The following is an 18,849-nucleotide window of genomic DNA, read 5'->3' on the forward strand; positions in this document are numbered from 1 at the left end:
GCCTGAGGTAGTTTCTTCTGCAAGCGGAATTTAATTCCGCACAGCGGAACAAGCGGTAGGGATCATGGGACGACGTTCGGAGCGGTTGAGTAGACAAGGTGCGCTCGCTGGCGAAGCCGGTGAGGGTGATGTCATCCAGGTGGTGTCGCGCGCGTTCGACGTGTTGCGATGCTTCGAGGGCCACGAGGCCAGGCTTGGCAATCTGGAAATTTCAAATCGCTGCGGCCTGCCGCGCTCGACCGTGTCGCGGCTCACGCACACGCTGACGCGGATGGGGCAGCTGGTCTATCTGCCGCGCGATCAGAAATATCGCATCGGGCCAAGCGCGGTGGCGATGAGCGCCTCGATGATGAAGGGCGCGCAGCTGCGCAGCATGATTCGCCAGCGGCTCCAGGAAGTCGCTGAGCAACTGCCGGGCACCGTCGGCTTCGTGGTCCCCGATCGCTTCCATCTGGTCTATCTTCAGTTCGCGCGTTCGGCCTCGGCACTCGGGCTGCACGAGGGCACCGGCAGCCGCATCTCGATGGCCTCGACCGCTGCAGGCGCAGCCTACACTGCGGCATTGGCGCCCGAGGTCGGCGATGCCTTCATCGCGGACATGGAGCGGGAAGCTCCCGAGGCTGCGAAAATCCTGCGGCCCCGCGTCGAGGCCAACCGGCAGTCGCTGCATGAGCGCGGCTATGTCGTGGCCTGCGGCCTGTGGAGCCCGCATATCAACGGGCTCGCGGTGCCGATCTGGTCGCCGCAATACCAGACCTTCGTCGTCATCACGATCGGTCTTCTGTCGGCGATGTACGACGAAGAGCGCCTGCATGCCGAGGTCGCGCCGCTGATGCTCGCGCTCGGCCGTTCGCTCGGCAGCCTGATGGAGGGCGCGGAAGGCGACGTCTTCAACGCCCGCATCCCGCGTAAACCGGTCGCCATCGCCGTGCACAACAATAATAAGCCGATCAATTCGGAGGGAGTGAATGAACTGGAAGCCGGAACTCGACGAGCTCGCCCGGCGCGAAGCCTTCGCGCGGGAGATGGGCGGCGTTGACAAGGTCAAGCGTCAGCATGACCAGGGCCGACTGACTGTTCGGGAGCGTATCGACAGACTGACCGACAAGGGCAGCTTTCACGAGATCGGCGCCGTCTCCGGCGTCGGTGAATACGATTCCAGCGGCGAGTTGCAGAAATTGACGCCGGCGAACTGCGTGTTCGGCCGCGCGCGCATCGAAGGCCGCACCGTCGTCGTGGTCGGCGACGATTTCACCGTGCGCGGCGGCTCGGCGGACGCGTCCATCTCCGCAAAACCGCTGATGGCGGAGGAGATGGCGCATGATCTCCGCCTGCCCATCGTCCGCATCATCGAAGGCTCCGGCGGCGGCGGCTCGGTCAAGACTATCGAGACCAAGGGCGCGGCGAACTTGCCGGGCGGCATCGGCGGCACACGCTGGTATCGCTTCACCACCGAGAATTTGTCGCGCGTGCCCGTGGTCGCGCTCGGCCTCGGCTCGGTCGCAGGGCTCGGTGCCGCGCGTCTTGCCGCCAGCCACTATTCCATCATGACCCGGAAGTCCGCGATGTTCGTCGCAGGTCCGCCGGTGGTGAAGGCGCTGGGGCAGGACCTCTCGAAGGAAGAGCTCGGCGGCGCCGACATCCAGACCCGCGCCGGCGCGGTCGATCATGCCGTCGACACCGAGGAGGAGGCGTTTGCCTGCGCCCGGCGATTCCTGTCCTATCTGCCGTCGTCGGTCTACGAGCTACCACCGACCTTGCCCTGCACCGACAATCCGGAGCGCACAGAAGACGCGCTGATGAGCGCGGTGCCACGCAACCGCAAGCAGGTCTACAAGATACGGCCGATCGTCGAGCAGGTCGTGGACAAGGGCTCGTTCTTCGAGGTCGCCAAAAATTTCGGCAAGCCGATCATTGTCGGCCTCGCGCGGCTCGAGGGCAGGGCGGTGATGGTGCTCGCCAGCGACAGCTTTCACTATGGCGGCTCCTGGACGGCGGATGCCTGCCAGAAGGTGGTGCGCTGGGTCGACTTCGCCGAGACCTTCCATTTGCCGATCGTCTATCTCATGGACTGCCCCGGCTTCATGATCGGCCTCGATGCGGAGAAGGCGGGCACCATCCGCCATGGCGTTCGCGCTATGGCCGCGGTCAACCAGGCCACGGTGCCCTGGTGCACGGTGATCCTGCGCAACGCCTTCGGCGTCGCCGGCGTGGTGCATCAGCCCGCCGACCGCTTCTCGATCCGCTACGCCTGGCCGTCGGCTTATTGGGGCTCGCTCCCGCTCGAAGGCGGCATCGAAGCCGCCTACCGCGCGGACATCGACGCGGCCGAGGACAAGGCGGAGAAACTGAAAGAGATCGAGGACCGCCTCAACAAGCTGCGCTCGCCATTCCGTTCCGCCGAAAAATTCTGGGTGGAGGAGATCATCGATCCCAGGAAGACGCGGTCGCTGCTGTGCGAGTTCGCGCGGCTGTCGGAGCCATTGCGGAAGCCAGGGCCGCCGGAGAGTTTTTCGATCAGGCCGTAGCCTCAGCCGTCACTGCGAGCTGCTGATGCCGATCTCAGCCTAATTGCAGTTCGGCAAAATTGATCTATCGCAACACGTAGCGTTCGATTGTCTGCAAGCGTCTCGTTTGAAACGAGGGAGAGACGTCATGACAAATGCGGGTAACGCGCTGCTTTGGACAGCCATATTTTTCTGCCTGTCGTTCGCTTCGATTTTTGTAGTCTGGTTTGCCGAGAGGTTGCGCGCGGGCTTCGTAAGGAAGCCGTAAAGCCTCCTCGGTTCGCTCCCTCGTCACCTGCTGACCGGACGGCAGATGCCTGCCGCCGGGCGGTGCCTCGGCGTCGACGGCGTTGTGCTCGCGCTTTGCCGCGGCAGCGATGACGTGACCTCAAAACAATAACGCGCTACGCTTCCCGGGCAAGAACAAGAGGAAGCGCCAATCGTGTACGACTTCATTATCGTGGGCGGCGGCTCGGCGGGGTCCGTGCTGGCCCACCGGCTCTCCGCGAGGAGCGCCAACAAGGTCCTGCTCTGCGAGGCTGGACAGGACACACCGCCCGGAGACGAGCCGGCCGAGATCAAGGACAGCTATCCGGGGACGGCCTATTTCGATCCGCGCTTCCACTGGACCGAGCTCAAGGTCACGACCCAGATCGTCAGTCACAACAACCCGGACGAAGGGCGCCCGCCCCTGCGCAAATACGAGCAGGCTCGCGTGCTTGGCGGCGGCTCCTCGATCAACGGCCAGATGGCCAACCGCGGCGCGCCGACCGATTACGACGAATGGGAAGCGCGCGGCGCCGCGGGGTGGAGCTGGAATGATGTGCTGCCCTTCTTCAAGAAGGTCGAGCGCGACCTCGATTTCGACGGTCCCTACCACGGCAAGGACGGCCGCATCCCGGTCCGCCGAATCCCCAGGGAGCACTGGACGCGGCATTCGCAGGCGTTCGCGCAAGCCTTCCAGCAGGCCGGACATCAGTTCCTGCCCGACCAGAATGGCGAGTTCGTCGACGGGTTTTTCCCGGTGACGCACTCGAACCAGGCCGAGCAACGCGTCTCGGCTGCCATGGGCTATCTCGATCGAGACACGCGCAAGCGCGCCAACCTCACGATCTCCACCAACACGCAAGTCAGGGAGTTGCTGTTCGAGGGCACGCATTGCGTCGGCGTGAAGGCGGTGGTCGACGGGCGGGAGCAGGAATTCCGCGCCCGCGAGATCATTCTCTCCAGCGGCGCCATCCATTCGCCGGCGCATCTGTTGCGCGCCGGCATCGGCCCGGTCGGTCACCTCAGGGATATGGGCATTCCCGTGTTGATGGGGCTGCAGGGCGTCGGCCAGCGCCTGATGGATCATCCCTCGATCTCGCTATCGTCCTTTGTCCGCCGCGGCGCGCGGATGAACGAGCACACCAGGCGCCACATGCAGCTTGGCCTGCGTTACTCGTCCGGGCTCGAAGGCGTACCGAAAGGCGACATGTTCGTCGTCCTGCTCAGCAAATCGGCCTGGCACGCCGTCGGTGAGCAGATCGGATCGCTGCTGACGTTCGTCAACAAGACCTATTCCGAGACCGGACAGGTCAAACTTGCCTCGCGCGACACGGCAGTCGAGCCGATCGTCGAATTCAACCTGTTGTCCGACCGGCGCGACCTTGATCGCCTGATGAGCGGTTTCCGCAAGATGGCGGCCGTGCAGATGAGCGACGTGGTCAGGGCCGTGACGGACAAGCCGTTCCCGGCCTCCTATACCGATCGCGTGCGCAAGATCGGCGTGGTCAACACCAAGAATCGGATTCTGACCAAGATCGCCGCGGCCCTGATGGACGGGCCGGCGGCGCTGCGCCACTACATGATCGACAATTTCGTGGTCGAGGGCTTCACCTTCGACGACGTCATCAACGATGACGAGGCGTTGGAAGCCTTCGTGCGCAAGGCCACGATCGGCGTGTGGCACGCCTCCTGCTCGTGCCGCATGGGCCGGACCGATGATCCGATGGCGGTGGTCGATCCAGAGGGGCGCGTCAAGGGCGTGCAGGGCCTGCGCGTCGTCGATGCCTCGATCTTCCCGGTGGTGCCGTGCGCCAACACCAATTTTCCGGTCCTGATGTCGGCGGAGAAGATCGCGGCCGCGATGATGCAGTGAGCCGGCGCGGCTTTTCGGCTGGCGAACCGCCTTGTCGACGCTGACCGTCCAGGACCGCTAGTGAGACCGCAAAAGCTGAAATGGTGGGCGAGAACGGTTCCGCGGCCGACGGTCTGGCGGACATGCGTCCTTAGGCGGAACTTGGAACCCGGCTTCGGCGTTCTTTGCCAGATTTCGCCTTACGACTGAGACGGGCCGCTGACCGCGCGTCCCATCTCGGGGCCGGAGCGCACTGTCGGCGATGGAGCTTCACGGGGGTTCAATGATCAATTCATCAAGCCGGGCGCAAACCAGCGACCCCGGAGAGTTGCCCAGGATTTCGACCGGCAGTGATGGCCTCGACGATATCCTCTACGGCGGGCTCGATCCCAATCGCATGTACCTCTACGAGGGTCGGCCCGGCTCGGGCAAGACCACGATGGCGCTGCAATTCCTTCTCGAGGGCGCCCGCTGCGGTGAACGCGTGCTCTATATCTCCTTGTCGGAAACCAAGCGTGAGCTGACGCTGGTGGCACAGCGGCACGGCTGGTCGCTGGAAGGGGTCGACATCTTCGAACTGGTGCCGCCGGAGACGACGCTCGATCCGGAGCGCGAGCTCACCGTCTTCCACCCCGCCGAAATGGAACTGAGCGAAACCACAGGCCTGATATTTAAGGAGGTCGAACGGATCAATCCCGCGCGCGTGGTGCTGGACAGCCTGTCCGAGCTCCGCCTCCTTGCGCAGAACCCGCTGCGGTACCGGCGCCAGGTTCTGGCCCTGAAGCACTTTTTCACCAACCGCAACTGCACGGTCATCCTCCTCGACGATCTCTCGTCCTCCCAGGACGATCTGCAACTCCATTCGATCGCGCATGGCGTCGTGATGCTCGAACAGCTCGCCATTGATTATGGGGCAGAGCGCCGGCGGCTTCGCGTGATCAAGATGCGCGGCATTCGATTTCGCGGCGGTTTCCACGATTTCACGATCGAAGCGGGAGGGGTGCGGATATTCCCCCGTCTGGTGGCGGCGGAACATCACACCTCGTTTATCGGTGAGTTGACGCCCAGCGGCAATGCACACCTCGACCAGCTCCTGGGAGGAGGGCTCGAGCGCGGCACCAGTGCGCTGCTCTTGGGCGCCGCCGGTGTCGGCAAGTCGTCTCTCGCGCTGACCTATGCGATCGCGGCGGCAGATCGCGGTGAGCATGCGGTGTTCTTTGCCTTCGATGAAGGTCGCGGCACAGTGGAGGCCCGGGCTCGAACGCTGGGCCTGCCGCTTGAAAGCCATCTGCAATCGGGACTCATCCGATTTAAACAGATCGATCCCGCCGAAATGTCCCCCGGCGAATTCGCCGCCAATGTGCGCAACAGCGTCGAAAAGGACAACGCCCGAATTGTTGTCATCGACAGTCTGAACGGCTACCTCAACGCAATGCCGGATGAGCGATTTCTCATCCTCCAGATGCACGAGCTCCTGAGCTATCTCGGACAGAAAGGCGTGCTGACCGTCCTGATCCTCGCTCAGCACGGGCTGGTCGGTCCGATGGAAACGGCTCTCGATATCAGCTATTTGAGCGATGCCGTGCTCATGCTGCGCTATTTCGAGGTCGGCGGAACGGTGCGGCGCGCCCTCTCGGTCGTGAAGAAGCGCAGCGGCAATCATGAAAATTCCATCCGCGAGTTTCGTCTTGGCAGTGCCGGCATTACGGTCGGTCCTCCGCTGACCGGATTCAGCGGCATCTTTTCCGGGAATCCGCGTTACTCGGGCACGGAGATACCGGAGGGGCTGTCGGAATGAGCGCCGACCGCGATCATTGCGTCCTCGTGTTTGCTCCGATTGGCCGCGATGGACCGGCATCGGTCGAGCTTCTCCGCAGTTCGAATCTCGTGGCAATCAATTGTCGAGGTCTGCCTGAACTGGTCAACGAGATGTCGGCTGGCGTGGGCGCGGTGCTTCTCGCCGAGGAGGGCTTGTTCGGAAAGGATACCCAGCCGCTGGCACATTGGATCGAGCGGCAGCCGCCCTGGTCCGACCTGCCCTTTGTCATTCTTACCAGCCACCGGGAGCAGCCGGCGGTGGTTGCCTGGCGCCGCAGCATCGTCGATACACTCCGCAACGTTTCGCTGCTCGAGCGCCCGGTTCAGCCGATCACGCTGACGAGCGCAATTCAATCCGCAATGCGGGCCCGCCGGCGGCAATATGAGATTCGGACCTTGCTGCAGGCGCGCGAGCGGACGGCCCAGGAGCTCGAGAAGCTCGTGGTCGAGCGCACCCGTGCCCTCGAGGAGGCCAACAAGCATCTGCGGGCCGAAATGGAAGAGCGCGCCCGCGTCGAGGAGACCCTTCGTCAGGCCCAGAAGATCGAGGCCATTGGGCAATTGACCGGCGGAGTAGCTCACGATTTCAATAATCTGCTGATGGTGATCTCCGGTGGATTGGACATGCTCGACCGACAGACCGATCCTGATCGGCGGCGTCGGCTGTTGGAAGGAATGGTTCAGGCGGCGCAGCGTGGTGCGGGCCTGACCAGGCAGCTTCTGGCTTTTTCACGGCGGCAGAAGCTCCGGCCCGAGGCCGTCGACATCCCCGCGCAGATCGGCGGCATGCGCGAATTGCTCGATCGGAGCCTGAGAGGCGACGTTCACGTCGAGTTCGATTTTCCGGAGGGGCTTTGGCCGGTTGAGGTCGATCCGGGAGAGCTCGAACTGGTCATTCTCAATCTGGCGGTCAACGCCCGCGATGCGATGCCGAACGGCGGTACGATCGTTGTCCGTGGCGAGAACCTGGCCGGCCTGAACGAGAACGAGATCGCGGGCGATTACGTTCGCCTATCCGTGGTCGACAGGGGTGTTGGAATGAGCCCCGAGATCCTGGCGCGGGTCTTCGAACCGTTCTTCACGACCAAGGATGTGGGGAAAGGCTCGGGCCTGGGGCTTGCTCAGGTCCACGGATTTGCGACGCAATCACGCGGGATGGTTCAAATAAAATCGATCGTCGACGAGGGCACCAGCATCGAGCTCTATTTGCCGCGATCCAGGAATATCCCTTCGGGTGAACGGCACCTCATCGACCTGAACAGGGCTCGGCCCAAGAAGGCCAATCAGGGCCGAATCCTCCTCGTCGAAGACGACGACGAGGTCGCCGCGCTCGTCAGCGAGATGCTTGCGCAGCTCGGTTACCAGGTCACGCGCGCGGCCAGCGCTGCGGCGGCTCTCGGTGCCCTAGCGGACGGCCGCTCCGTCGATCTGGTGTTTTCCGATATCATGATGCCGGGCGGCATGAACGGTGTCGAACTCGCGCGCGAGATCAGAAGAAGGCGAAGCGACATTCCGGTCCTGCTGACGAGCGGATACGCCGAAGCCGCGGTTCACGACGCCGAGCAGGCTGGGATCCGGATCCTGTCGAAACCCTACCACATCGACGAGCTCGCCGCAGCGCTCGGCGCTGCAAAATCGGACTTTGCGATAGCCACAGGAGCGGGGTTGGCGACGACTCGGGGCTGACCAAGCGCGCAACAATCACTGCCCGGGTTTATGGCTCGAGGGGTACCCGGCGCAATTGTGCGCTCGGGCCGGTCGACGCCCGTCGCTGAGCGGCGCGTGCACATGCGATCGCATTTCAGTTGCGACGACACGCGTTCGTTCTCTGCGAGTTATCCATCTCCGCCGCTACGTCTGGGCTATGAGGACTGCAGAAATCGACCCGCAAATGAAGCCACTTTTGGCCGTTCTTTTAGCCGATTTCAGCCAAACTGTTATTGGTTTCTCATTGCCGGGGCAGGGATCTTCAATTTGGAGCCCTGCAATGTTCAAGGCGGTTCTTTCTGCGTGTCTCTTGGTTGCCCTCAGCTCCGTCGCTTCCGAAGCACGGACTTATCGCATTCATCAAGTACCTGAATGCAACGTCACGATGCCCTGCGACTTCTCGTATTCGCAACCGCGCCGTGAGCGGACTTCCCGGTCCCCACTGAATCCCAGGTCCTCGCTACAAGCCTATCGCGCGACGCAATTGACAGTGACCGACGCGGGCGGCGCCGCGACGACGAGCATCTCCAGCGCCCGCGTCGTCGGCAGTCGTCCGGCAGGGTGTCCTTCCTCCTTCTGCGGCTGCGGCGCGGCTCTGCGCGTGTTCGGCCGTATCGTGCCGGAATTGAATCTTGCGGCCAATTGGCTGCGCTTCCCGCGGACATCACCCGCACCGGGAATGGTCGCAGCGCGACGTGGACATGTGTTCGTCCTCGAGCAGCATTTGGAAGGGGACATCTGGATGGCGTACGATGCCAACTCGGGCGGACACGCGACGCGAATGCATGCGCGTTCATTGCGTGGCTATACGATCGTCAACCCGCGCGGGGGGTCCCTCGCCTGAGCGGCCAGCCGACATAATTGCGACGCATGAACATCCGCAAGGCGTCTGTTGACGGTTACGGCAGGTTCGCCTTGCTGATTTTCGATCTGCGACGGCTGGTCGCGCTTTATTTCAGGTACGTCTTCCGCAATCGAGCGGCACCCCGAACCCGGACGACCCGCCTCGTGTCGGGCGGATCGGTGACGCCGCATTTTACGGCGTCACCGGCACCATCAGATACTAAGCCATCGCCGCTTGCGGCTTCGGCTTCGGTTGTCGCGACAGCGTCAGCACGATCAGCGAGGCGAACACGCAGAGCGCGCCGGCGATGAAGAAGGCGGGCAGGTAGCTCTGATAGACCGTCCGCGAGAGACCGGCGCCGAAGGCAGCGGTGCCCGCGCCGAGCTGGTGGCCTGCAAAGATCCAGCCGAACACCAGATTGGCGCGCTCAGGTCCGAATTTCTGCGCGGTCAGGCGCACCGTGGGCGGCACAGTTGCAATCCAGTCGAGCCCGTAGAACATCGCGAAGATCGAGAGCCCATAGAACGAGAAATCGCTGAAGGGGAGGAAGATCAGCGAGAGCCCGCGCAGGCCGTAGTACCAGAACAGCAAATAGCGGTTGTCGTAGCGGTCCGAAAGCCATCCCGACATGATGGTGCCGAAGAAGTCGAAGATGCCCATTGCAGCCAGCAAGCCCGCGGCCTGCACCTGCGGGATGCCGAAATCGAGGCACATCGGAATCAGATGCACCTGCACGAGGCCGTTGGTGGATGCGCCGCAGACGAAGAACGTCGCAAACAGGACCCAGAACGCGCCGCTCTTCGAGGCGTCGCGCAGCGTGCCGAGTGCGACGCCGGTGATCGAGCCATGGCTGACGGGCGGCGCGGGCAGGGGTGTGGTGCCTTCGTCGCCGAAAGGGCGCAGGCCCAAATCGCTCGGACGGTCGCGCATCGCGAGCAGGACCGCGAGGGCGGAAACACCAAGCGCGATGCAGACGAAGCCGAGCGCAAGCCGCCAGCCGAAACGTTCGGTGAGGCTTGCCAGCAGCGGCAGGAACACGAGCTGACCGGTGGCGACGCTCGCGGTCATGATGCCGACGACGAGGCCGCGCCGTGCCGCGAACCAGCGCGTCGCGATGGTAGCGCCCAGCACCAGCGCGGTCATGCCGGTGCCGATCCCGATCACGACGCCCCACAGCGCGACGAGCTGCCAGACCTCCGTCATGCCGAGCGAGAGCACCAGCGCCGAGACCACGATGAGCTGCGCGGTCAGCGTGACATTTCGCAGGCCGTAGCGGTTGAGCAGGGCCGCCGCGAACGGCGCCATCAGCCCGAACAGGATGAAGCGAATCGACAACGCCGACGAGATCTCCGCCGTGCTCCAGCCGAATTCCTTCTGAAGCGGAACAATGAACACGCCGGGCGCGCCGACCGTGCCGGCGCTGATCAGCGCGGTGAGGAAGGTCACGCCGACCATCACCCAGCCGTAGTGGATATTGCGGCGGCCGAGTGTTGCCGCGAGCCAGTTCGAGATCATTGGGCCTCAATCTTGATGGGCAGGCGAGAGCCTGCGGAAGTTTTCAGAATGGCACGGGACGCGTCTGTCGGAAATGACAGAGTTCCCTCATTTCCGGACGTTCTCGTCAGTGCGTCAGGCGCTCTACCGCGATCGCAGTAGCTTCGCCGCCGCCGATGCAGAGCGCGGCGACGCCACGCTTGAGGTTTCGCGCCTCGAGCGCATGCAGCAGCGTCACGATCAGCCGTGCGCCGGTGGCGCCGATGGGATGGCCGAGCGCGCAGGCGCCGCCGTTGATGTTGAGCTTGTCGCGGGGAATGCCGAGATCGCGCTGGGCCGCCATAGCCACCACGGCGAAGGCTTCGTTGATCTCGAACAGATCGACATCGCCGGCATTCCAGCCGACTTTGTCCAAGAGCTTGCGGATCGCCGGGATCGGGGCCGTAGTGAACCATTGCGGCTCCTGGCTGTGGGTGGTGTGGCCTTTGATCACGGCGAGAGCCGGCAGGCCGCTGCGATCGGCGAGCGAGCGCTTCGTCAGCACCAGCGCAGCGGCGCCGTCGGCGTTGGCGGAGGAGGCCGCCGGCGTGATGGTGCCGTTGGCGCGGAACGCCGGCTTCAGCCCGGGGATCTTTGCGGGATCGACCTTGAGCGGATGTTCGTCATTGGCGACGATGCGGGGGCCGGCCTTCTCACTCAGCGTGATCGGCGCGATCTCGGCCTTGAACGCACCGCCCTCGACCGCCTTGCGTGCGCGGCTGAGCGTTTCCATCGCAAAGGCGTCCTGGTCCTTGCGGGTGAACTGATAGGCTTCTGCGGTGGCCTCGCCGAAATCGCCCATGGAGCGGCCGGTCTCGTAGGCGTCTTCGAGGCCGTCCATCATCATATGGTCGATGATGCGATCATGGCCGGCGCGATAGCCGCCACGCGCCTTGGCGAGCAGATACGGCGCGTTGCTCATGCTTTCCATGCCGCCGGAGACGACGATCTCGGCCGAGCCGGCGCAAATGATGTCGTGCGCCAGCATGGTCGCTTTCATGCCGGAGCCGCAGACCTTGTTGACAGTAGTCGCGCCGGTGGCATCGGGTAGGCCGGCGGCCCGCGCAGCCTGGCGCGCGGGGGCCTGGCCCTGGCCGGCGGGAAGGACGCAGCCCATGAAAACCTCGTCGATTTTCTCCGGCGCAAGCTTGGCACGCTCCAGTGCCGCGCCGATCACGTGCGATCCGAGCTTGTGCGCGGCCAGCGGCGAAAGCTCGCCCATGAAGCGGCCGAGCGGTGTCCGGACGGCGGAGACGATGACGACGGGATCGGCGGCTTCGGCCATGGGTGAGACTCCGTGAGATGCCAACTATGTAAGATTACGGTCATCATATGATGCGGCGCAAAAAATGCAACTGCACGGGGCATGAGAAATTGTCGTAGGTCGGATGAGATTTGCTCGTTCGATCGGACGAGGTGGAGAGCGCCTACCGCTTCCGATTCACAAACGCGCCCATCAGCCGCGTCGGCTCGTCCGTCAGGAACGACTCGCCGAAGACTTTGACGCTCAAATTTACCGACTCGGTCAGCGGCAGCTCCTCCCATTGCCGCAACAGTGCCTTCTGTGACCGCAGCGCCTCGGGGCCGCATTCGAGCAGGGCTTTCACGAGGTGCTCGACCTCGGCATCGAGCCCGCCTTCCGGCGCGACCTTGTCGACCAGTCCCCAGGCGAGCGCCGTCGACGCGTCGATGTTCTCAGCGGTCATCACCAGCCAGCGCGCGCGGGCCCACCCGATCAGGCGCGGCAGCAGCGCGGCATGGATCACCGAGGGAATGCCGACCCGCACCTCCGGCATGCCGAAATGCGCATCACGGGCGGCGATCCGGAAATCGCAGGCCGCGGCGACTTCGAGCCCGCCGCCGAGGCACCAGCCGGGCATGCGCGCGATCATAGGGGCCGGGAAGGCGCGCACGGCCTCGCAGAGGTCGCGCAGGCGGCTGATGAAGGCCTCGGCGGACTTCTGGTCGAGCTTGGCCATCTCCTTGATGTCGGCGCCGCCGATCATGCTCTTCTCGCTCTGGCCGCGCAGCACCACGACCCGGATGCTGCGGTCGGACGAGAGCTGCTGCAGGCCTTCGCGCACCGCATCGGTGACGGGCGAGCTCAAAATGTTCAGCGAGCCGGCATTGCAGATCGCGACATGAACGACGCCGCGCGCATCGCGCGTCACGCCGCAGTGGTTGTTGAGCATTTCCATGAGAGGATCTCTGAGCTTCGTAGACGTGCGAATACGCCGGTCAGGTCACACTTCCGGGCCGAAACGCATTGCTTGTCAAGCCGGCGGGGAGGGAGTTGCCAGCGCTAAGTCCGCAGCATAGTATGATGAAAATCATACAAAAGAGGCCGCGATGACCGACATCGATCAACTCGACCTGTTTTCGCCTGCGGGCCGGCGCGAGCGGGTGGTTGAATGGCAGGTGCCTGCGCCGGCTGCGAAAGTGGCGATGGGCCTGTCAGGCATGGATGCGATGCTGGGCATCCGCGACGGAAGGCTGCCGCCGCCACCCTTTGCCAAGCTGATCGGCTTCATCATGGCCGTGGTCGAGCCGGGCCGGATCGTCATGGAACTCGAGCCGCGCGAGGATCTCGAAAACACCATAGGCCTCCTGCACGGGGCCACAGCCGCCGCGCTGCTCGACACCGCCATGGGGTGTGCGATCTCGACCCGGCTGGAGCCCGGGCAGGGCTCCGTCACCCTCGATCTGAAAATGACCTTCCTGCGTCCGCTCTCGGTCCGGTCCGGGTTGATCTCCGCCGAAGGCAAGGTGATCAAGCTGGGACGCCAGACCAGCTACGCCGAGGGATTTGTCCGCGACGATAAGGGGGCGCTTGCGGTGCACGCAACGGCGACCTTTTCCATGATCGGCAACAATTTTACCGGGAATTAATGCGCCGTCCGGCCGATATCCGTGTTATTAGATGACCCCCGACATCCAATGAGATCCGCATGCGCTATTCCCGGGAACACAAGCAGGAAACCCACGATCGCATCGTGAAGAAGGCCTCCGTGCGGCTGCGCGAAAAGGGCGCCCACGGCATCGGTGTCGCCGACCTCATGAAGGAAGCGGGCCTGACCCATGGCGGCTTCTACGCCCATTTCGATTCCCGCGAGGCGCTGGTGATCGAGGCGTTTGGCTACGCTATGGATCGCTCGATGGAGCACTGGCGCAAGCAATCCGATCAGGTCACGCCGGAGAAGCAGCTCAGTCAGATCGTTGAGACCTATCTCTCCGCGGTGCATCGCGACAACCCCGGTCACGGCTGCTCGATCCCCGCGCTCGGCGCCGAGATCGCCCGAGAGAGCCCGAAGACGCGAAAGGCCTTTGCCGGCAAGCTCGACGAGATGATCGAGATGATCACGGACTTCATCCCGAATCTGCCGCGCAAGGCCGCGCGCAAGCAGGCGATCGCGACGCTGGCGACCATGGCCGGCACCATGTTGCTCGCGCGCATTGCCGGCTCGAGCGAGCTGTCGGATGAGGTGCTGAAGACGGGCAAGGACAGCGCGCTGGACGGCGCGCGGCATGAGCCGAAGGCTGCGGCGGCGAAAAAGGCGAAGCAGAGCTAGGCTTCAGAGCCCCGCAAACAACGCCCGCTCGCGCTCCACAATCTCGGAAATATAATCCGCCACCGCGCGGATGCGTGCGAGGTCCTTGCTGTCGGCGTGCATCAGCATCCAGAAGGTGCGGGTGATCGAGACCTCTTCCGCCAGCACCGCAATCAGCTGCGGATAGTCGGCCGCCATGAAGTGCGGCAGCACCGCAATACCGAAGCCGGCGAGCGTGGCGTTGAGTTGTGCGATCAGATTGGCGCTGCGCAAGCGTGCGGAGATCTTCGGCGACACCTGCGGCAGATAGTCGAGCTCGGGCGTGAACAAGAGCTCCTCGATATAGCCGACAAAGCGATGCTGCGGCAGCACCTCGCGCGAGGTGATTTTCGGGAAGCGTTCGAGATAGGCGGGCGCGGCATAAAGTCCGAGGCGGTAGTCGAGCAGTTTGCGGCCGACGATGCGGCCTTCCTTCGGCATGGTCAGGCTGATGGCGATATCGGCCTCGCGCTTGGAGAGGCTGAACAGCCGCGCGGTGGCCACCAGTTGCAGGTCGAGATCGGGATACCGGTCGGCGAACTGAGCGAGCCGGGGCGCCAGGAAGGCGGTGCCAAATCCGTCTGGCGCGCCGATCCGCACCGTGCCGGTCAGCCGCGCCACGGAGCCACCGACCTGCTCCTGGTTGGCGACGATGGTCGATTCCATCGCTTCCGCGCTGTCGGCGACGCGCTGGCCGGCCTCTGTCAGCAGGTAGCCGGTCTTGCGCCGGTCAAACAGCTTGGCCGAGAGGTGCTTCTCCAGCCGGTCGACGCGGCGGATCACGGTGGCATGGTCGACGCCGAGCTGTTTTGCCGAAGCCGAAACCGAGCCGCCCCGCACGATGGACAGCACGAAGCGGAAGTCGTCCCAGTCGATAGCGCCTTGATCCAGCATTTTCGCACATCTATGGTGCATTATCTCAGACTTGAATCCTATAAAATGCAGGTCGATAGGATTTGTCAAAGCGTTCAAGCTCGCCTCAAGGAGACCATTCCATGCGTTCAGTCGGACATTTCATTGGTGGCAAGGAGGTCAAGGGCACCTCGGGCCGCACCGCCGACGTTTTCGAGCCGATGACCGGTGACGTTCAGGCCAAGGTGGCGCTGGCGTCCAAGGCCGAGGTTCGCGCCGCCGTGGAAAACGCCCGCGCCGCGCAGCCGGAATGGGCCGCGACCAACCCGCAGCGCCGCGCTCGCGTCATGATGAAGTTCGTCGAGCTGGTGCAGCGCGACTACGACAAGCTGGCCGAACTGCTTGCCCGCGAGCATGGCAAGACCGTTCCTGACGCCAAGGGTGACATCCAGCGCGGCCTCGAGGTCGCGGAGTTCGCCTGCGGCATTCCGCATCTGATGAAGGGCGAGTACACCGAAGGCGCCGGCCCCGGCATCGACATCTATTCGATGCGCCAGGCGCTCGGCGTCGTCGCCGGCATCACGCCGTTCAATTTCCCGGCGATGATTCCGATGTGGAAGTTCGCTCCTGCGATTGCCTGCGGCAACGCCTTCATCCTGAAGCCGTCGGAGCGCGATCCCGGCGTGCCGATGATGCTTGCCGAACTGATGATCGAGGCGGGCCTGCCGCCCGGCATCCTCAATGTCGTCAACGGCGACAAGGAAGCGGTCGACGCCATCCTCGACGATCCCGACATCAAGGCCGTCGGCTTCGTCGGCTCCACCCCGATCGCGCAATACATCTACGAGCGCGCCGCCCAGACCGGCAAGCGCTGCCAATGTTTTGGCGGCGCCAAGAACCACGCCATCATCATGCCGGATGCCGACATGGACCAGGCAGTCGACGCACTGATCGGCGCCGGCTACGGTTCGGCCGGCGAACGCTGCATGGCCGTGTCAGTCGCGGTTCCGGTCGGCAAGGCCACTGCCGACCGCCTGATGGAAAAGCTGGTCCCGCGCGTCGAGAGTCTCAAGATCGGCACCTCGATCGATCCCTCCGCCGATTACGGTCCGCTGGTGACGCGCGAGGCGGTCGAGAAGGTCAAGGGCTATATCGACATCGGCATCAAGGAAGGCGCGACGCTCGCCGTCGACGGCCGCGGCTTCAAGATGCAGGGCTACGAGAACGGCTTCTATCTCGGCGGTTCGCTGTTCGACAACGTCACCAAGCACATGCGGATCTACAAGGAAGAGATTTTTGGCCCCGTGCTCTCGGTCGTGCGCGCGCACGATTACAAGGAAGCGCTGGCGCTGCCGTCGGAGCATGATTACGGCAACGGCGTTGCGATCTTCACCCGCGACGGCGACGCCGCGCGCGACTTCGCGGCCAAGGTCAACGTCGGCATGGTCGGGATCAACGTGCCGATCCCGGTGCCGATTGCGTATTACACCTTCGGCGGCTGGAAGAAGTCGGGCTTCGGCGATCTCAACCAGCACGGCCCGGATTCGGTCCGCTTCTACACCAAGACCAAGACGGTGACCTCGCGCTGGCCGTCCGGCGTCAAGGAAGGCGCGGAGTTCTCGATCCCGCTGATGAAGTAACCGTCGTTGGAGCGAAGCTAACAGATGCAGTTCGCTCTGAACGAGGATCAGATCGCGGTTCGCGACATGGCGTTGGCGTTTGCGGCGGAAAAGATCGCGCCGCACGCGCTGCGCTGGGACGAGGAGAAGCATTTTCCCGTCGAGGTGATGCGCGAGGCCGCCACGCTCGGCATGGGCGGCATCTACATCCGCGAGGATGTGGGTGGCTCCGCCATGACACGGTTCGACGCGGCGCTGATCTTCGAAGCGCTGGCGACGGGCTGTCCGACCACCTCGGCCTTCATCTCCATCCACAATATGGCGTCGTGGATGATCGATGCCTACGGCAGCGACACCCAGCGCCACAAATGGCTGCCCAAGCTCTGCACCATGGAGCTGATCGCGAGCTACTGCCTGACCGAGCCCGGCGCCGGCTCGGACGCGGCAGCGCTCCGCACCCGTGCCGTGCGCGACGGCGATCATTACGTTCTCAACGGCCAGAAGCAGTTCATCTCCGGCGCCGGCGGGACCGATCTCCTGGTCGCGATGGTGCGCACCGGCGGCGATGGCCCCAGCGGCATCTCGACGCTGGTCATCGACGGCAACACGCCGGGCGTCTCGTTCGGCGCCAACGAGCGCAAGATGGGCTGGAACGCGCAGCCGACCCGCGCCGTGATCTTCGAGAACGCCCGCGTGCCGGTCGCCAACCGGCTGAGCGAGGAGGGCGTCGGTTTCAAGATCGCGATGGCAGGCCTCGACGGCGGGCGTCTCAACATCACAGCGTGCTCACTAGGCGGCGCGCAGACCGCGCTCGACAAGGCGCGTTCCTACATGAAAGAGCGCAAGGCTTTTGGAAAACGCCTCGACGAATTCCAGGCATTGCAGTTCCGTCTCGCCGACATGGCGATCGAGCTCGAGGCCGCGCGTACGTTCCTGTGGCGCGCAGCGGCGGCGCTAGACCGCAAGGATCCCGACGCCACGATGCTCTGCGCGATGGCCAAACGCTTTGGCACCGATGCCGGCTTCGAGGTCGCCAACCAGGCGCTTCAGCTGCACGGCGGCTACGGCTATCTCAGCGAATACGGCATCGAGAAGATCGTGCGCGATTTGCGCGTGCACCAGATTCTCGAAGGCACCAACGAAATCATGCGGCTGATCGTGGCGCGCAAATTGATCGAGGGCGCCCGATGAGTGGAGCGGAGGAGGGCGATCTGGTCGCATGGGTCGAAGGCTCGGCCGGATTTATCAGGCTCAACCGCCCCAAGGCGATCAATGCCGTGACGCTGGAGATGTTTCGCGACATCGACAAGGCGCTCGACCGTTTTGAGGCCGATCCCGCCGTTGCCGTGATCGTGCTGGAAGGTGCCGGCGAGCGTGGCTTGTGTGCCGGCGGCGACATCCGTGCGCTCTGGGAAAGTTCGAAGGTCAATGGTGACCTCGGCAAGATCCTGTGGCGGGAAGAGTACATCCTCAACGCCCGGATCAAGAAATTCCCGAAACCTTATGTCGCCTTCATGGACGGCATTGTGATGGGCGGCGGCGTCGGACTCTCGGCGCATGCGAGCCATCGAATCGTGACTGACCGTACGAGGCTTGCGATGCCCGAGGTCGGGCTCGGTTTCTTTCCCGACGTCGGCGGCACTTGGCTGTTGTCACGCTCGCCGGGCGAGATCGGCACTTATTTCGGCCTGACCGGCCAGACCATGAACGGCCCCGATGCGATCCATGCCAGGTTTGCCGACGCGGTGGTATCGGCGGCCAAATGGCCCGAGTTGCGCGACGCGCTGACCAAAGTTCGCCAGGGCGTCACCGCGGCCGATGTCAGCAAGCTCATCAACGGTTTTGCGACCGGGGAGATCGCGGGGCCGGTCGCCGCAAAGGAGCCGGCGATCGACGCACTGTTCGGCTTCGACCGCATGCAAGACATTTTTGCCGCGCTCAAGCGCGACGGTTCCGAGTTCGCGCTGGCGACGTTGAAGACGCTCAACGAAAAATCGCCGCGCGGCATGGTGGTGACGCTCAAGCTGCTGCGGCTCGCGCGCACCGCGTCGAGCCTGGAAGAATGCCTGGTGCGCGAATATCGGGCTGCGCTGGAAGTCTTCCGCAGCGACGACTTTCGCGAAGGCGTGCGCGCCGCCGTGATCGACAAGGACCGCAATCCGACCTGGTCGCCGTCGCGAATCGAGGACGTCACGCCGGACATGCTTGCGCACTATCTCGCCGAGATCGGCGCCGACGAATTGAAGTTCAACTAACAACGTCT

General features: G+C 64.0%; 15 protein-coding genes. 11 read left to right on the forward strand and 4 right to left on the reverse strand.

Features of this window, described 5'->3' with window-relative positions; genetic code table 11:
* Window positions 1-64: 64 nt before the first annotated feature.
* The 6 genes from IVB42_RS38060 (at window position 65) to IVB42_RS38085 (ending at window position 8,995) form a co-directional block, all read left to right on the forward strand.
* Entirely contained in the window at window positions 65-1,039 is a 975-nt protein-coding gene (locus IVB42_RS38060) for a helix-turn-helix domain-containing protein (protein WP_247398186.1), read from the forward strand.
* Window positions 969-2,528 carry a carboxyl transferase domain-containing protein gene (locus IVB42_RS38065; protein ID WP_247398184.1) on the forward strand — a complete coding sequence of 520 codons (1,560 nt, stop codon included), beginning with the start codon at window positions 969-971 and terminating at the stop codon, window positions 2,526-2,528. Before IVB42_RS38060 ends, IVB42_RS38065 begins: the two co-directional genes overlap by 71 nt.
* A 421-nt stretch (window positions 2,529-2,949) precedes the next feature.
* Window positions 2,950-4,647: a GMC oxidoreductase gene (locus IVB42_RS38070; RefSeq protein WP_247398182.1), complete on the forward strand. Its 1,698-nt coding sequence runs from the start codon at window positions 2,950-2,952 to the stop codon at window positions 4,645-4,647.
* Window positions 4,648-4,909: 262 nt separating this feature from the next.
* Window positions 4,910-6,424: an ATPase domain-containing protein gene (locus tag IVB42_RS38075; protein ID WP_247398180.1), complete on the forward strand. Its 1,515-nt coding sequence runs from the start codon at window positions 4,910-4,912 to the stop codon at window positions 6,422-6,424.
* Window positions 6,421-8,130: a response regulator gene (locus IVB42_RS38080; RefSeq protein WP_247398179.1), complete on the forward strand. Its 1,710-nt coding sequence runs from the start codon at window positions 6,421-6,423 to the stop codon at window positions 8,128-8,130. The genes IVB42_RS38075 and IVB42_RS38080 overlap by 4 nt, the downstream gene beginning before the upstream one ends.
* Window positions 8,131-8,431: 301 nt before the next feature.
* A complete protein-coding gene (locus IVB42_RS38085; protein WP_247398177.1) occupies window positions 8,432-8,995 on the forward strand; it encodes a hypothetical protein in 564 nt (187 codons plus the stop codon).
* Window positions 8,996-9,214: 219 nt separating this feature from the next.
* On the opposite strand, the gene IVB42_RS38090 is transcribed toward IVB42_RS38085, so the two are convergent.
* The 3 genes from IVB42_RS38090 to IVB42_RS38100 all read right to left on the reverse strand — a co-directional run bounded on the left by IVB42_RS38090 (window position 9,215) and on the right by IVB42_RS38100 (window position 12,726).
* Window positions 9,215-10,510, reverse strand: a complete 1,296-nt coding sequence (locus IVB42_RS38090) for an MFS transporter (protein ID WP_247398175.1) — start codon at window positions 10,508-10,510, stop codon at window positions 9,215-9,217.
* 106 nt (window positions 10,511-10,616) lie between these two features.
* On the reverse strand, window positions 10,617-11,813 hold the full coding sequence (locus tag IVB42_RS38095; RefSeq protein ID WP_085352818.1) for an acetyl-CoA C-acyltransferase: 1,197 nt from the start codon (window positions 11,811-11,813) through the stop codon (window positions 10,617-10,619).
* A gap of 142 nt (window positions 11,814-11,955) precedes the next feature.
* On the reverse strand, window positions 11,956-12,726 hold the full coding sequence (locus tag IVB42_RS38100; protein ID WP_247398174.1) for an enoyl-CoA hydratase: 771 nt from the start codon (window positions 12,724-12,726) through the stop codon (window positions 11,956-11,958).
* 151 nt (window positions 12,727-12,877) lie between these two features.
* Here IVB42_RS38100 and IVB42_RS38105 point away from each other — a divergent pair, with 151 nt between their 5' ends.
* On the forward strand, window positions 12,878-13,417 hold the full coding sequence (locus IVB42_RS38105; protein ID WP_247398172.1) for a PaaI family thioesterase: 540 nt from the start codon (window positions 12,878-12,880) through the stop codon (window positions 13,415-13,417).
* 59 nt (window positions 13,418-13,476) lie between these two features.
* Window positions 13,477-14,097 carry a TetR/AcrR family transcriptional regulator gene (locus tag IVB42_RS38110; RefSeq protein WP_247398170.1) on the forward strand — a complete coding sequence of 207 codons (621 nt, stop codon included), beginning with the start codon at window positions 13,477-13,479 and terminating at the stop codon, window positions 14,095-14,097.
* Between the two features lie 3 nt (window positions 14,098-14,100).
* Here the strand turns inward: IVB42_RS38110 and IVB42_RS38115 are convergent, their stop codons facing one another.
* Complete coding sequence (locus IVB42_RS38115) at window positions 14,101-15,009, reverse strand: LysR family transcriptional regulator (RefSeq protein WP_247398168.1); 909 nt, start codon at window positions 15,007-15,009, stop codon at window positions 14,101-14,103.
* A 101-nt stretch (window positions 15,010-15,110) separates the two neighbouring features.
* Between IVB42_RS38115 and IVB42_RS38120 the strand changes: the two genes are divergently transcribed.
* The 3 genes from IVB42_RS38120 to IVB42_RS38130 are packed head-to-tail and all read left to right on the forward strand — an operon-like array spanning window position 15,111 to window position 18,841.
* A complete protein-coding gene (locus tag IVB42_RS38120; RefSeq protein WP_247398166.1) occupies window positions 15,111-16,607 on the forward strand; it encodes a CoA-acylating methylmalonate-semialdehyde dehydrogenase in 1,497 nt (498 codons plus the stop codon).
* A 24-nt stretch (window positions 16,608-16,631) separates the two neighbouring features.
* Window positions 16,632-17,777 (forward strand): isobutyryl-CoA dehydrogenase, encoded by a 1,146-nt coding sequence (locus IVB42_RS38125; protein WP_247398164.1) that lies wholly within the window; start codon window positions 16,632-16,634, stop codon window positions 17,775-17,777.
* Window positions 17,774-18,841 carry an enoyl-CoA hydratase/isomerase family protein gene (locus IVB42_RS38130; RefSeq protein WP_247398162.1) on the forward strand — a complete coding sequence of 356 codons (1,068 nt, stop codon included), beginning with the start codon at window positions 17,774-17,776 and terminating at the stop codon, window positions 18,839-18,841. The genes IVB42_RS38125 and IVB42_RS38130 overlap by 4 nt, the downstream gene beginning before the upstream one ends.
* The last annotated feature ends 8 nt before the right edge of the window (window positions 18,842-18,849 follow it).

This window comes from Bradyrhizobium sp. 45 (assembly GCF_023073155.1).
GTDB classification, from domain to species: Bacteria; Pseudomonadota; Alphaproteobacteria; order Rhizobiales; family Xanthobacteraceae; genus Bradyrhizobium; species Bradyrhizobium canariense_D.

Bases quoted from the DNA above. Each gene is read 5' to 3' on its own strand.
- IVB42_RS38060 (WP_247398186.1), top strand. From the start codon at position 65: ATGGGACGACGTTCGGAGCGGTTGAGTAGACAAGGTGCGCTCGCTGGC.
- IVB42_RS38090 (WP_247398175.1), bottom strand. From the start codon at position 10,510: ATGATCTCGAACTGGCTCGCGGCAACACTCGGCCGCCGCAATATCCAC.
- IVB42_RS38105 (WP_247398172.1), top strand. From the start codon at position 12,878: ATGACCGACATCGATCAACTCGACCTGTTTTCGCCTGCGGGCCGGCGC.
- IVB42_RS38065 (WP_247398184.1), top strand. From the start codon at position 969: ATGAACTGGAAGCCGGAACTCGACGAGCTCGCCCGGCGCGAAGCCTTC.
- IVB42_RS38095 (WP_085352818.1), bottom strand. From the start codon at position 11,813: ATGGCCGAAGCCGCCGATCCCGTCGTCATCGTCTCCGCCGTCCGGACA.
- IVB42_RS38100 (WP_247398174.1), bottom strand. From the start codon at position 12,726: ATGGAAATGCTCAACAACCACTGCGGCGTGACGCGCGATGCGCGCGGC.
- IVB42_RS38080 (WP_247398179.1), top strand. From the start codon at position 6,421: ATGAGCGCCGACCGCGATCATTGCGTCCTCGTGTTTGCTCCGATTGGC.
- IVB42_RS38115 (WP_247398168.1), bottom strand. From the start codon at position 15,009: ATGCTGGATCAAGGCGCTATCGACTGGGACGACTTCCGCTTCGTGCTG.
- IVB42_RS38125 (WP_247398164.1), top strand. From the start codon at position 16,632: ATGCAGTTCGCTCTGAACGAGGATCAGATCGCGGTTCGCGACATGGCG.
- IVB42_RS38085 (WP_247398177.1), top strand. From the start codon at position 8,432: ATGTTCAAGGCGGTTCTTTCTGCGTGTCTCTTGGTTGCCCTCAGCTCC.
- IVB42_RS38120 (WP_247398166.1), top strand. From the start codon at position 15,111: ATGCGTTCAGTCGGACATTTCATTGGTGGCAAGGAGGTCAAGGGCACC.
- IVB42_RS38110 (WP_247398170.1), top strand. From the start codon at position 13,477: ATGCGCTATTCCCGGGAACACAAGCAGGAAACCCACGATCGCATCGTG.
- IVB42_RS38075 (WP_247398180.1), top strand. From the start codon at position 4,910: ATGATCAATTCATCAAGCCGGGCGCAAACCAGCGACCCCGGAGAGTTG.
- IVB42_RS38130 (WP_247398162.1), top strand. From the start codon at position 17,774: ATGAGTGGAGCGGAGGAGGGCGATCTGGTCGCATGGGTCGAAGGCTCG.